Here is a 12,808-nt window from a genome sequence, read left to right as displayed (position 1 = left end):
CTACTACTCTCAGGGTGATGGTTTCCTGACTCAGGGCTCGCAGGTGGGTCATGGCTGGACAAACATGGACAACATTGTCTATGCCGGCAAGATGGGCTCGACCCAGACGGAGTATGTGGTGGCTCGCCACGTGCCGAGCGGTGATCTGTACCGCTACGTGCTGACCTCGCGGGGGATGAAGTCGGGTGTGAAGATCGGTCACGGGTGGGGGGCGATGAACGTCATTCTTGGCCCTGGTGATATGAACGGGGATCGGAATGCTGACATCGTCGGTATTCGTTCTGATGGGAAGATGTTCTTCTACGCCGGTGATCGTGAGGGCCAGATCAAGCTCACGGGCCAGATTGGTCATGGGTGGCAGAACTTCGTCGATGCCGTGATTCCTGGTGATGTCAATGGTGATGGTCGTTTTGACCTGGTTGGTATTCGCGAGGATGGCAAGCTCTTTACCTACTTCAATATGGGTAAGGGGTATTGGAATGCCCCGGTTGAAGGAGGCCATGGGTGGCATAACATCGCGTTGATCGGCTAGCACGGTCAACACTAGGGCGGGGGCTCGCGGACGGAGCCCCCGCCCTCTTCTTTACCCGGGTTGGCCGACAGAAGTCGTGAATATACCGGCTGCCGATTTCTATATGGGCGCGATGAGCAGAAGACTCACAAGTTGTGTCGAAGAGCTGCGCATAATGGCAGTCTCAGAGCGGCATTCCGCGCAGGTCGGTGCCAAGGCGCCGGTAGGCCACCGGCACGAGCGCGGCGCACCAGATGAGGCCGAAGGCGCCGATGGCCACGGTGGCCCACAGGCCCGCGCGCAGGCTCACGGCGGCCGTCATGCCCGACACCACGAACGGGCCCGCCGCGGTGCCGATCGCCACGATCGACTGCCAGATCCCGAGGAAGGCAGCGCGGTTGGTGATGGGGGACAGGTCGGCGCCCATCGTCATGACGATCCCGGCGCCAAATCCGTTGCCAAAGCCGAGGATCGCGGCGCCCACCACGAAGCCGAGCGGTGTGGTCCATAGGATCATGACCACGATCCCGATCGGCATGAAGACGAGGGAGGGCAGGAGCGCCCAGTGCCGGCCGCGCCGATCCATGAGCGAGCCGGAGACGATGAACATCAGGGTATCGAGCAGGGCTGTCACGGCGAAGGTGGCGGTGACGAAGGTGGGCTGGAAGCCGAGGAAGGTCCCCCACAGTGGCACGATGACCGAGCGGTTGGCCCGTAGCACGTTGAGGCAGTTGATGCCGATCCCGAGGATGATCGTGGCCAGCTTCGAGCGGTGTTCGAGCCCGCGGCTTTCCTCCTCGCTCTGGCCGGCGGAGACGCGCTTGCGCTCGGCGGCCGGGTCGGGCACCACGTAGGCGACGATGAGGGCGAGAGCCAAGAAGATGAGCAGGATGTTGAAGATGAACACGGACTGCAGCGCCCACGCGGTCAGCAGGGCCGTGGCCACCAGCGGGCCGATGAGCTGGCCGATCCGGATCATTCCGCCGAGCGTGGACAGGCCGCGGGCCCGCCACATGGGTGGGATGGACTCGGCCAGGTAGGCCTGCCGCGCGAGCGACCACGAATTCGAGCCGACCGCCAACAGGACGATAGCGAGCACGAAAACAGCGCGGGACGGCGTCGTGCCCGGGTACGCCCACGTCCACAGCAACCCGCCAAGCGCCACGAGCGCGGCGCCCGAGCCGGCGATGAGCGCGGACTTGTCGCCGATCCGCGCGATCAGCTTGCCCAGCAGCGGGGAGATGACGATCGAGACGAAGCCGAGCACGCCCACGGCTGCCGAGGAGCCGGCCTCGTCGAAGCCGACGTCGAGCGCGGCGAGGGCCAGGACGGGCATGACCGTGCCCGAGCCGATCGCGAAGATGAGCGCCGGCAGGTAGATGGGCAGGATGAGGCGGGTGATCGGGTTGCGATCGAGGAACTTAGCCAAGGTCGTGGCCCAGGGTTGCCACCATGACTGCCTTGATCGTGTGCATGCGGTTCTCGGCCTGGTCGAAGACCACGGAGGCGGCCGAGGAGAAGACGTCGTCGGTGACTTCGAGCGCGTCCATTCCGGTGGCCTCGTAGACCGCACGGCCCACAGCCGTGTTGAGGTCGTGGAAGGCGGGCAGGCAGTGCATGAAGATCGCCTCCGGGCCGGCAGCCGCCATGAGCGCGGCGTTGACCTGGTAGTCGTGCAGCGCCTCGACGCGCTCGTTCCACACGTCTTTGGACTCGCCCATGGACACCCACACGTCCGTGGCGACCACGTCGGCGCGCTCGACCGCCCCCACCTCGTCAGTGATCGTGATCCGGGCACCCGTCTGCTCCGCGAACTCCGCCGCGATGCGCTGGGCCTCGGCGTCGGGCTGGAAGGCCTGCGGCGCCACAATCCGCACGTCCATCCCGAGCATCGCGGAGGACACGAGCAGGGACCGGCCCATGTTGAAGCGGGCGTCTCCCACGTACACGTACGTGACGTCCTCGAACGGCTTGTCGACATGTTCGGCGATGGTGAGCGCGTCGGCGAGCATCTGGGTGGGATGCCATTCGTCGGTGAGCCCGTTGTAGACCGGCACGCCGGACCAAGCGGCCAGCAGTTCGACGTCGGACTGGTGGGCGCCGCGGAACTCGATCGCGTCGTAGAAGCGCCCGAGCACGGCCGCGGTGTCCGCGTAGCTTTCCTTGTGGCCGATCTGGGACGTGGTGCCGTCCAGCATGGTGACGTGGGCGCCCTGGTGGTATGCCGCCACCTCGAAGGCAGTGCGCGTGCGGGTGGAGGTCTTTTCAAAAATGAGTGCGATCGTCTTGCCCACTAGGCGCTGGACCTCACGCCCCTCGTAGCGTTGCCGCTTGAGGTCGGCTGCCAGTTCGATCAGCGCGCGCCACTGCGCGGGGGTGAAATCGGCCTCTTTGAGGAAGGAACGTCCGTGAAGTTCATGCATGTGGCCAGTTTATCCGCACGCACGCCCACGGGCGCGAGATTTCACCCCCGCGCGGGGGCCAATCATTCTGGTCAGACGGTTCCGGGCTGGGACTTCGCCGGGCCGTCTGGGTAGCCGTCCGGGTTATTGGACTGCCAGCGCCACGTGTCCTCGCACATGTCCTCGATCGTGAGCTCGGTCTTCCAGCCCAGCTCCTCGAGCGCGCGCGTGGGCTCGGCGAAGACCTCGTCGCGGTCCCCGGCGCGCCGCGGTGCGACCTCCTTGGCCAGCTCGTGCCCGCACGCCTTCTCGAAGGCGCTCACCAGCTCGAAGACGGAGGTGCCGCGCCCGGTGCCGAGGTTCCAGATTCGCACGTCCCACGGGCCGTCCATCATCTTTTCCAGGGCCACCACGTGGGCCTTGGCCAGGTCCACCACGTGCAGGTAGTCGCGAATGCACGAGCCGTCGCGCGTGGGGTAGTCGTCACCAAAGATGAGCAGCTTCTCCTGGCGGCCCGCGGCGACCTTCGCCACGGCCGGCATGAGGTTGTTCGGGATCCCGAGCGGGTTTTCGCCGATGCGGCCGGACTTGTGGGCGCCCACGGGGTTGAAGTAGCGCAGCAGGCCGAGTTTGAAGCCGTGGGCGTGGGCGATGTCGGTGAGGATGCGCTCGCCCGCCACCTTCGTGTAGCCGTAGGGGGAGAGGGAATCGAGGTGCTTCTCATCCTCCAGGAGCGGGAGCGGCACGTCGCCATAGACCGTGGCCGAGGAGGAGAAGACGATCTCCTTCGTGCCGGCGGCGATCATGGCCCGGGTGATGGAGAAGGTGGTGTTGAAGTTGTTCTCGTAGTAGTCGAGCGGCTTTTCCACCGATTCGCCCACGGCCTTGTAGCCGGCGAAGTGGATGACGGCGTCCGGGCGGGTCTTGAGGAAGATCTGGCGCGTGAGCTCGGGGTCGGCCAGGTCCGTCTTATACCATTCGAGGGAGCGCCCGGTGAGTTCCTCGAGGCGGTCGATCACGGTTTCTTTGGAGTTGGAAAAGTTATCGACGATCACGGGTTCGTGGCCCGCGGCGACCAGTTCCACGACAGTGTGCGAACCGATGTATCCGGCTCCACCTGCGACCAACACCTTCATTGCTCTTCCCTTCTCTCGGTGTGTCTTCTATCCTACTCCCGGCGAAGAATGCCCGCACTGGCCTGGCTTCTTTGGCATGATAAATGCATGGAACATCTGGCTTTATGGGGCGGCCGTTTTAGTGGCGCGCCCGCGGACGCACTGACCGAGCTTTCCCGCTCCACTCACTTTGACTGGCGCCTGGCACGCTACGATATCGCTGGCTCGCGCGCGCACGCTCGCGCCCTGCATAAGGCCGGCCTCCTGTCCGACTCCGAGTTGTCCGGGATGCTTTCCGCCCTCACGCTTCTCGACGACGACGTCGCCTCTGGTGCGTTCGGCCCTCGGCCCGACGACGAGGACGTCCACACCTGCCTCGAGCGCGGCCTCATCGAACGCGCCGGTGCGGAGCTCGGCGGGAAGTTGCGTGCCGGGCGTTCGCGCAACGACCAGATTGCCACCCTCATCCGGATGTACTTGCGCGACCAGGCCCGCCACATCGGCGGCCGGCTGCTCGACGTCGTCGACGCCCTCATGGCCCAGGCCGAGCGCGCGGGGGAGGCGATCATGCCCGGGCGCACGCACATGCAGCACGCCCAGCCGGTGCTCGTGGCCCACCAGCTGCTCGCGCACGTGTGGCCGATGCTTCGCGACGTCGGCCGGCTGGTTGATCTTGACATGCGGCTGTCCGAGAGCCCGTACGGTTCGGGGGCGCTGGCCGGCAACACGCTCGGCATGGACCCGCAGGCCGTGGCGGCGGACTTGGGCTTTGCCACGAGCTCGCCGAACTCGATCGACGGCACGTCCGCGCGCGACCTCGCCTCTGAATTCGCTTTCGTCATGGCGCAGATCGGCATCGACCTGTCTCGTATCAGCGAGGAGATCATCATCTGGAACACGAAGGAGTTCTCCTTCGTCACCCTCGACGACACGTTCTCCACCGGATCGTCGATCATGCCGCAGAAGAAGAACCCGGACGTGGCCGAGCTCGCCCGTGGCAAGGCCGGCCGCCTCATCGGCGACCTCACTGGTCTGCTCGCGATGCTCAAGGGCCTGCCGTTGGCCTACGACCGCGACCTGCAAGAGGACAAGGAGCCCGTGTTCGATCAGGTGGACACCCTCGACGTGCTGCTGCCCGCCGTGGCCGGCATGATCGCCACGATGGAGCTCAACTATGAGCGGATGGCCGAGCTCGCCCCTCAGGGCTTCTCGCTCGCCACCGACATCGCCGAGTGGCTCGTGCGCCAGGGCGTGCCGTTCCGCGAGGCCCACGAGATCTCGGGCGCGTGTGTGGCCACGTGCGAGAAGCGCGGCATCGAGCTGTGGGACCTCACAGATGACGACTTTGCCCGGATCGACTCGCGCCTCACGCCCGCTGTGCGCGAGGTGCTGAGCGTCGAAGGATCCGTGGCCGCGCGTCGTGGGCGAGGAGGAACCGCGCCCGAGCGCGTGGCCGAACAGCGCCAGGAGGCCGCACGCCGCGTGCTCGAGCTACGCGAATTCGCCAACTCCCGCGTTCACGCCCGCTAAACGCCGCTAACCACGACGGTCGCCCGCCTGAAGCGCCAGGCGGGCGACCGTCGTCGTTGGCTCAATTGAGCGGCGGGAATTCCTCGAGGGAGAACACGCGCTCGAGGGGGAGGTCGAAGAATGCGGCGATGCGCAGGGCCAGGTGGAGGGAGGGGGCGTACTCGCCGCGCTCGAGGTAGCCGATGGTCTGGTAGTGGACGCCCATCGCTTCGGCGAGCTCGCGCCGGGACACGCCGCGGTCCGTGCGCAGCAGCGCGATCCGGTTGTATACGACGTCGTCCTTCATCAGATTCCCATGGTGTTCTTCAGGTTTTGCTGGGCGCGGGCCACCGTGCCCAGGCTGACCTTGCTAAAACTCAAGACTATCGCCTTGCGCGCCACGATCATGCCAAGGAAGAACCACGCGGCGAGCACACCGCTGGAGAGAGCCACGTTCTCGGCCCCGCCGAGGAAGACCCAGCGTGAGACCACGCCGCCGTGGTAGATCGGCAGCACCTTTGAGACAGCCTGGAGCCAGCCGGGCAGGGGGTCGAGGGGGAAGAAGATCCCCGAGATCGCCATGAAGCCCATGAAGAGGAGCATCCCGATGATGAGCGCCGTGGCGGTCCGCGTCAACGCGCCGATGATGAAGCCCAGCGGGGCCGTGGCGGCGAGCGTGAGGATGAGGAAGGGGATGGCGAGCGCTACCTTGTCCCACGTCAGGGCGAAGCCGGGGATAAAGAAGAGGGTGGCGAGGAGGAGCAGCACCTGGGAGACGAGGATGACGCCGGCCGAGGTGATCAGCTTTGCCGTGGACCAGATCTTCACGCCCTGGGGGAGCGTGCGCACCCGCAACAGCGTGCCGGCCATGTACTCGTTATATATCTCCGTCGCGATCTGGTAGGCCACCATCGCCGAGAATCCGACGAGTGAACCGGCGATGAGGTAGTGGCCCACGCTCACGTCCATGCCCTCGACCAAACCCGTCAGCCGCCTGCCGAGGAACGTCCACAGCGCCGGGATGATGAGGATGTTGAGAGCGGACAGGCCCAGGAGCTGCGGACGCAGATCCGCCAGAGCCTGAATCCTCACTGCCTTACCAAAGTGTGACATCGCTATCCTTTCAGTTGCGTTTGTGGCCGACCAGATCGAGGTAGGCGTCTTCGAGGGTGGGCCGGGTGATGGTCAGGCCGGTGATGGCCGACAGGTCGAGCGTTGCCACGAACTCTTCCACGTGCTCGGTGGGGTGGACGTGGCGCGTGTCACCCTCCACCCACGTCACCTCCGCCGGGCGCACGAACTTCTCGCGCAACTCGGTGGCGGTACCCTGAGCTGCGACTACGCCGTCGTTGATGATGGCGATCTTGGTGGAGAGCTTTTCGGCCTCCGGCAGGTCGTGGGTGGTCATGAGGACGCCGGTGCCGCGGTCGGCGGCGTCGGCGATGAGGTCGTGGATTTCGAGCTTGCCGGCCGGGTCAAGCCCGGTGGTCGGCTCGTCGAGGATGAGCAGGTCCGGTGATCCGATGAGCGCCGCGGCGAAGTCCGCCCGCCGGCGCTGGCCACCCGAGAGCTGCCCGAGGCGCTCGTTCTTTTTCCCGGTCAGCCCCACGCGCGTTAGCAGATCGTCGATGTCGCGGGTGGGCCGGCCCGCCGACTTGAAGGCATGCTCCATCCAGCCCAGCTGGTCGCTCACGCGCCACTTGGCGTGGTCGGTCCAGTGCTGCTGGACCAGCCCGATCCGGGTCCAGGTGGGCCCGTCCGTGAACACGGATACGGTTCCCGATACCGGGGCGTAGGTGCCGAGGATCACCTCGATGAGCGTGGTCTTGCCGGCGCCGTTGGGGCCGAGCACGGCGAGGAGTTCGCCGGCGTCGAGGCTGAGCGAGACGCCCTTCAACACCTCGTTCTTGCCGTAGGCGAAGTGTAGGTCGGTCACTGTCAGCATGAAACCTCCTTGTTGTCCTAACAGCTCTAACCGTAGTAGGAATACTACATCACGTCAACGACGTGCGCCGGACTGTCCGGACGCAGCGGCGGCGACGGCGTCGTGAACGCGGGTAGAATTGAGGCAAGAGAAGCAGTTGAGGCAAGATTGATGTGGTTCGCCGCCGCGGCGAGCGCAAAGGAAAGGGAATGAAGTGACGGACGTCCTCGAAGAACTGCAATGGCGTGGGCTCATCGCCCAAACCTCCGATATTGACGAGTTGCGCAAGGCGCTCTCGGAGGGGCCCGTGACGTTCTATTGTGGCTTCGACCCGACCGCGGCCTCTCTCCACCACGGCCACCTCGTGGCGGTCAAGGTCATGCGCCACCTGCAGATGGCCGGCCACAACCCGCTCGTGCTCGTGGGCGGCGCCACCGGCCTCATCGGCGACCCGCGCGCCAAGGGTGAGCGCCAGCTCAACACGAAGGACGTGGTGGCCGGGTGGGCCGAGGCGCTGCGCGGCCAGCTGGAGACCCTGCTCGACTTCGAGGGCTCGCACGCGGCCCGCACGGTAAACAACCTTGACTGGACCAACGAGCTGTCCGCGATCGACTTCCTGCGCGATCTTGGCAAGTACTTCCGCATGGGCACCATGCTGAACAAGGACATCGTGAGGCGCCGTCTCGAGTCGGAGGAGGGGCTGTCATACACCGAGTTCTCCTACCAGATCCTCCAGGCGAATGACTACCTCCAGCTCTACCGCCGCTACGGCTGTACGCTCGAGGTGGGCGGGGATGATCAGTGGGGCAACCTCGTGGGCGGGCTCGATCTCATCCGCAAGACCGAGGGGGAGTCGGTGCACGTGCTCACCAACCCGCTCATCACCAAGGCCGATGGCACGAAGTTCGGCAAGACCGAGGGTGGGGCCGTGTGGCTCAACCCCGACATGCTTAGCCCGTACAAGTTCTACCAGTTCTGGCTGAATACGGCCGACGAGGACGTGGTGCGCATGCTCAAGGTCTTCACGTTCCTCGATCGGGATCGGATCGAAGAGCTGGAGGCCGCAGTGGCGGAGCGCCCACAGGCCCGCGAGGCGCAGCGCGTGCTGGCCGAGGAGGTTGCCACGTGGGTGCACGGCGCCGAGGCCACCGAGCGGGCCAAGCAGGCCTCGCTCGTGCTGTTTGGCAAGGCTGAGCCGGCGGGTTTGGATGAGCGCACGCTACTCGACGCCACGGCCGAGCTGCCTTCTGCCGAGGCGCGCGTGGGCGACGCCGTGGTGGACGTGCTCGTTTCGCTCGGGCTGGAGAAGGGCGCGGGCGCGGCGCGGCGCACGATCGCCGGCGGTGGCGTCTACATCAACAACGTCAAGGTTGAGGACGCCGAGCGCGTGATTGACGCGGGCGACGTGTTGCCGGGTTCGCTCGTGCTTCTGCGCAAGGGGAAGAAGAACCTGACGGCGATCCGCGTGCTGTAGGACACTGTTAGGAAAGGCGCCGGGGGAGTCCCCGGCGCTTTTTCGTGCCTTGACCAGGTCAAAAGCCCTAAATTGCGGCACGGCGAAAACGATAATTTGATAATATCGAATCTAATAAGGGTTCCCTAAGAGAAAGTTGGCCATGGCTATTAAACGACTCCTTGCCCTCGCGTCGGCTTCGGTCCTTGCACTGACCATGTCGGCATGCTCGCAGGAAGACACTGGTTCGGATTCCGACGGCAAGCTCACCATCGTCGCCTCCACCGGCTACCTCGGGGACGCGGTCAGGAACATCGCTCCCGACGCCGACCTCACCGTGCTCGTCGGCCCCGGCGGAGACCCCCACACCCAGGAGCTCACCACCTCTGACACCGCGAAGATCGGAAAGGCGGACCTGGTGGTGTGGACCAGCCACGACATGGAGCACAAGATGATGGCCCAGTTCGACAAGCTGGGCGACCGCCAGATCCCCGCGGGCGAGGCGATCCCCGAAGCAGACCTCCTTCCCTGGGAAGAGGACGGCCAGATCGAGGGCCACGATCCGCACATCTGGAACGACCCGGTGGCCTGGCAGCTCGTGGTGACCGCCACGGCTGAGAAGATCGCAAAGATCGACCCCGACAACGCCCAGACCTACCGCGACAACGCCGCCGAGTACAACGGCAAGATTCAGGCCATGCACGAGGCCGCCAAAGCCGAGTTCGACAAGATCCCCGCGGAGCGCCGCACACTCGTCACCGGCCACGACGCCTTCAACTACCTCGGACGCACCTACGGCCTCGAGATCCACGCCACCGACTTTGTCTCGTCTGAGTCGGAGATGTCGGCCGTGCAGATCAACGAGCTGGCCACCCTCATCGCCGAGAAGAAGCTCCCCGTCATCTTCGCCGACAACCTCAAGAACCCCGAAGTCATCAAGCACCTGCAGGACGCCGTCAAGTCCGCCGGTTGGGACGTGAAGATCGCCGACGAGGAGCTCTTCGCTGACACGCTCGGCGTGGAGGCCCCGGTCGACACCTACCTGGGCGCGTTCCAGCACAACGTCGACGCCATCGTCGCTGGCCTCAAGTAGTCCGCGACACCTTGATCGCCGGAAGGAGAAACAGTGCACTTAGAGATCTCATCCTTGACTGCGGGTTACCGCGACCGCGTGGTACTCCACGCCGCCAGCATGTCAATCGATACGGGCCAGATCATGGCCATCCTTGGACCGAACGGTGCGGGAAAATCCACGCTCATCAAGGCGGCTCTAGGTCTCGTTCCGCCTCTGGCGGGCTCCGCCTCCTTCTTTGGCGAGCCCCTTTCCACCGTGCGGCATCGCGTGGGGTATATGCCGCAGGTGGCTGCGGTGGACTGGGATTTCCCGGCCACCGTGGGCGACGTGGTGCTCATGGGCACCTACGGCAGGCTCGGGTGGCTTCGCCGCCCGAGCCGCGCCCAATACGTGCTGGCGGATGAGGCGATGGATCGACTCTCAATCACTGACCTCGCCGACCGCCACATTTCCGAGCTCTCCGGCGGGCAGAAGCAGCGAACCTTCCTTGCGCGCACGCTCGCCGGAGAGCCCGACCTCCTTCTGCTCGATGAGCCTTTCGCCGGCGTCGATATCGCCTCCGCGCTCGCCATCACCGACGTGCTCCGCGGGCTTGCGGCCGAGGGCCGAGCGATCGGCGTCGTGCATCACGACCTGGGAACGGTCAAGGACTTCTGCACCCACGCCACCCTCCTGCGCGAGGGCCGGGTGGAGGCGACCGGGCCGCTCGACCAGGCCTTCACGCCCGCGACCATCCACCGCGCCTACGGGCTGGCGGAGGTGATCCCGGAGTGAGCCTCGCTGAATTTTTTGGCACCTACGCCTTCCGCACCACCGCGATCGGCACGACCCTCATCGGCGCCCTCGCCGGCGCGCTGGGGGCAATCCTTTATCTGCGCCGGCAGTCGCTGGCCTCGGACGTCGTCGGGCATTCCTCGCTCGCCGGCGTCATCAGCGCCTTCGTGATTGCCACGTTGCTCGGCTTCGACGGGCGTTCCATCCTCGTATTGACCGTGGGTGGGACGATCGCCTCCGTCCTCGCACTCCTTTTGACGAACGCGATCGCGCACCAGCGGGTGGGGATCGACGCCGCCATGGCAATCTCGATGGCCATCTTCTACGGCGGGGGCATGATCGGCCTCTACCTCGTCAACCATTCCACCCTCCCGAACCGCGGCGGCATCGACAGCTACCTTTTCGGGAACGCCGCCACCATGCGCCAGGTTGACATCATCACCGTGGCCTTCCTCGGCGGGATCGCTATCCTCGCCCTCCTGGCCTTTTGGAAGGAAATCAAGCTCTACTGCTTCGATGAGGTGGCCGCCCAGGTCCAGGGCTTCGCGCCGCGGAAGATGGAGGCGCTCGTCATCATCACCACCACCGTGGCGATCGTGGTGGGAATCAAGGCCGTGGGCATGATCCTCGTGGTCGCGTTCGCGATCATGCCGCCGGCGGCCGCCCGCCAATTCACCACCTCGATGTCCGGGCTCGTGGCCGGCTCGGCGCTGATCGGGGGAGTCTCCGGACTCGTCGGGGCCTACTTCTCCGTGACCGCCGGGCGCGTTCCTACCGGCCCCGTCGTCGTTCTCATTCTCTTCGCCGTCTTCATCCTCGCCCTGGTCTTCTCCCCGCGGCGGATGTCGCGCCGACGCGCTGCGCGGGTTCGGAGGGCCGTCGCATGACATTCATTCTTTCTGTTCTCTTGCTCTCACTCACGACTGCGATCACGTGCGCCTTGCCGGGCACCTTCCTGGTGCTTCGCGGGCAGTCGATGTTGGTGGACGCGCTCTCGCACGCCGTCCTTCCCGGGATCGTGATCGGCGCGATCGTGTCTGGCAGCACGCATTCCCCGCTCATGACCTTAATTGCCACGGCGTGCGGGCTCATCGTCGTCGTCGGCGCGGACAAGCTCAAGGGCTCGGGGCTGCTTGCGGGAGATGCCAACCAAGGAGCGATCTTCCCCGCGCTCTTCGCGCTCGGAGTGCTGTTGCTATCCACGCGCCTATCCAACGTCCACATCTGCACCGACACCGTGCTCGTAGGCGACCTCAACCTCATGGCCCTACCCTCCGAGCACCTTTTGGTGGGCCGCCTCGACCTCGGTCCGAACATGATGTGGCTACTTTTGGGGGTGGCCGCGGTGAACGTGGCTTTCATGGTGGTGACTTACCGCGTGCTCCAGGCATCCACCTTCGACCGTGACTTCGCTGTCGTGTCAGGCATGCCTGTCAAGATCGTTGACACCGTTTTTATGATCCTGGTTGCCCTCACCGTGGTGGCGGCCTTTAACGTGGCGGGCGCGATCCTCGTTATTGCGCTCATGGTGGTGCCGGCTGCGACAGCGCTGCTGTTTTCGCGCAGCCTCAAGACTATGCTCGCGGCTTCCCTGGGGGTTGCGGCGGCTTCTGCAGTGGCTGGCTTCCTTATCGCCTGGCTCGCCGACGTTCCCACGACGCCGACCATGGCCTTCGTCGACGGCGTCATTTTCGTCGTCCTCATGTACCTCAAAGCGGCGCGCGAGAACCGTGCGCGCCAGGTGGCCGAGGGTGGTGTCTTCGAAGAACTGGCGGAATCTCGCGGTTTGAGGCTGTGACCAGTGACACCGTTCGTGAAATTGACGTCCGCGTCGTTCATGCGTAAAGTATCTATTCGTTGCCACGGAGAGCGACACAAACCCAAAGACGCAAATTCTTGAGGTGAGTCGCGCTCGACGGAGTCAAGACCTCGAACGATTTTGACACTGAGCAACGGGAATGCTAAGCTAGCGTTCCTCCCTTCGGAAGTTACCGCTCAAACGGTGGTTTTCGGATGTGGGTGTGTTGTTTGATATCTCAATAGTG

The 12,808-nt window shown here is 65.1% G+C and carries 13 protein-coding genes; 7 read left to right on the top strand and 6 right to left on the bottom strand.

Translation table 11 applies throughout. The features are described from left to right. On the top strand, positions 1-532 hold a 532-nt coding region (locus HMPREF3174_RS08340), incomplete at its 5' end, for an FG-GAP repeat domain-containing protein (RefSeq protein WP_210382947.1). A 163-nt stretch (positions 533-695) separates the two neighbouring features. Here the strand turns inward: HMPREF3174_RS08340 and HMPREF3174_RS08335 are convergent. The 3 genes from HMPREF3174_RS08335 to galE all read right to left on the bottom strand — a co-directional run bounded on the left by HMPREF3174_RS08335 (position 696) and on the right by galE (position 4,049). Then, positions 696-1,940, bottom strand: a complete 1,245-nt coding sequence (locus tag HMPREF3174_RS08335) for an MFS transporter (protein WP_070448370.1) — start codon at positions 1,938-1,940, stop codon at positions 696-698. Further along, a complete protein-coding gene (gene argF, locus HMPREF3174_RS08330) occupies positions 1,933-2,934 on the bottom strand; it encodes an ornithine carbamoyltransferase (RefSeq protein WP_062613842.1) in 1,002 nt (333 codons plus the stop codon). The genes HMPREF3174_RS08335 and argF overlap by 8 nt, the downstream gene beginning before the upstream one ends. 71 nt (positions 2,935-3,005) lie before the next feature. Then, a complete protein-coding gene (galE, locus tag HMPREF3174_RS08325; RefSeq protein ID WP_062613843.1) occupies positions 3,006-4,049 on the bottom strand; it encodes a UDP-glucose 4-epimerase GalE in 1,044 nt (347 codons plus the stop codon). Between the two features lie 87 nt (positions 4,050-4,136). Between galE and argH the strand changes: the two genes are divergently transcribed. After that, positions 4,137-5,558, top strand: a complete 1,422-nt coding sequence (argH, locus tag HMPREF3174_RS08320; protein ID WP_246783083.1) for an argininosuccinate lyase — start codon at positions 4,137-4,139, stop codon at positions 5,556-5,558. A 61-nt stretch (positions 5,559-5,619) separates the two neighbouring features. On the opposite strand, the gene HMPREF3174_RS08315 is transcribed toward argH, so the two are convergent. From HMPREF3174_RS08315 to HMPREF3174_RS08305, 3 genes are read right to left on the bottom strand one after another with little or no spacing between them, the layout of a single operon-like run. Then, positions 5,620-5,844 carry a helix-turn-helix transcriptional regulator gene (locus tag HMPREF3174_RS08315; RefSeq protein ID WP_068539005.1) on the bottom strand — a complete coding sequence of 75 codons (225 nt, stop codon included), beginning with the start codon at positions 5,842-5,844 and terminating at the stop codon, positions 5,620-5,622. Continuing rightward, positions 5,844-6,629, bottom strand: a complete 786-nt coding sequence (locus HMPREF3174_RS08310; protein ID WP_068539006.1) for an ABC transporter permease — start codon at positions 6,627-6,629, stop codon at positions 5,844-5,846. The genes HMPREF3174_RS08315 and HMPREF3174_RS08310 overlap by 1 nt, the downstream gene beginning before the upstream one ends. A gap of 31 nt (positions 6,630-6,660) precedes the next feature. Then, positions 6,661-7,482, bottom strand: coding sequence for an ABC transporter ATP-binding protein (locus HMPREF3174_RS08305; RefSeq protein ID WP_068539007.1), 822 nt, complete (start codon positions 7,480-7,482; stop codon positions 6,661-6,663). Between the two features lie 193 nt (positions 7,483-7,675). On the opposite strand from HMPREF3174_RS08305, the gene tyrS reads away from it, so the two are divergent. The 5 genes from tyrS (at position 7,676) to HMPREF3174_RS08280 (ending at position 12,561) form a co-directional block, all read left to right on the top strand. Continuing rightward, positions 7,676-8,935, top strand: coding sequence for a tyrosine--tRNA ligase (gene tyrS / locus HMPREF3174_RS08300; protein WP_068539008.1), 1,260 nt, complete (start codon positions 7,676-7,678; stop codon positions 8,933-8,935). Positions 8,936-9,077: 142 nt separating this feature from the next. Next, on the top strand, positions 9,078-10,007 hold the full coding sequence (locus HMPREF3174_RS08295; protein ID WP_070448368.1) for a metal ABC transporter substrate-binding protein: 930 nt from the start codon (positions 9,078-9,080) through the stop codon (positions 10,005-10,007). Between the two features lie 33 nt (positions 10,008-10,040). Beyond that, the gene (locus HMPREF3174_RS09425) at positions 10,041-10,763 is read left to right on the top strand and encodes a metal ABC transporter ATP-binding protein (RefSeq protein WP_062613850.1); all 723 of its coding nucleotides are present in this window, start codon (positions 10,041-10,043) and stop codon (positions 10,761-10,763) included. Continuing rightward, positions 10,760-11,650, top strand: a complete 891-nt coding sequence (locus HMPREF3174_RS09420) for a metal ABC transporter permease (RefSeq protein ID WP_068539010.1) — start codon at positions 10,760-10,762, stop codon at positions 11,648-11,650. Before HMPREF3174_RS09425 ends, HMPREF3174_RS09420 begins: the two co-directional genes overlap by 4 nt. Beyond that, positions 11,647-12,561 (top strand): metal ABC transporter permease, encoded by a 915-nt coding sequence (locus HMPREF3174_RS08280; RefSeq protein WP_070448367.1) that lies wholly within the window; start codon positions 11,647-11,649, stop codon positions 12,559-12,561. The genes HMPREF3174_RS09420 and HMPREF3174_RS08280 overlap by 4 nt, the downstream gene beginning before the upstream one ends. Positions 12,562-12,808 lie beyond the last annotated feature (247 nt).

Source organism: Trueperella sp. HMSC08H06 (assembly GCF_001808465.1).
GTDB classification, from domain to species: domain Bacteria; phylum Actinomycetota; class Actinomycetes; order Actinomycetales; family Actinomycetaceae; genus Trueperella; species Trueperella bernardiae.
Note: the sequence above shows the minus strand (reverse complement) of the source record. Positions and strands in the feature narration are given on the sequence as shown.

Excerpts from the sequence above, each read along its gene's own strand:
- argF (WP_062613842.1), bottom strand. The coding sequence starts at position 2,934 with ATGCATGAACTTCACGGACGTTCCTTCCTCAAAGAGGCCGATTTCACC.
- galE (WP_062613843.1), bottom strand. The coding sequence starts at position 4,049 with ATGAAGGTGTTGGTCGCAGGTGGAGCCGGATACATCGGTTCGCACACT.
- argH (WP_246783083.1), top strand. The coding sequence starts at position 4,137 with ATGGAACATCTGGCTTTATGGGGCGGCCGTTTTAGTGGCGCGCCCGCG.
- HMPREF3174_RS08315 (WP_068539005.1), bottom strand. The coding sequence starts at position 5,844 with ATGAAGGACGACGTCGTATACAACCGGATCGCGCTGCTGCGCACGGAC.
- HMPREF3174_RS08305 (WP_068539007.1), bottom strand. The coding sequence starts at position 7,482 with ATGCTGACAGTGACCGACCTACACTTCGCCTACGGCAAGAACGAGGTG.
- HMPREF3174_RS08295 (WP_070448368.1), top strand. The coding sequence starts at position 9,078 with ATGGCTATTAAACGACTCCTTGCCCTCGCGTCGGCTTCGGTCCTTGCA.
- HMPREF3174_RS08280 (WP_070448367.1), top strand. The coding sequence starts at position 11,647 with ATGACATTCATTCTTTCTGTTCTCTTGCTCTCACTCACGACTGCGATC.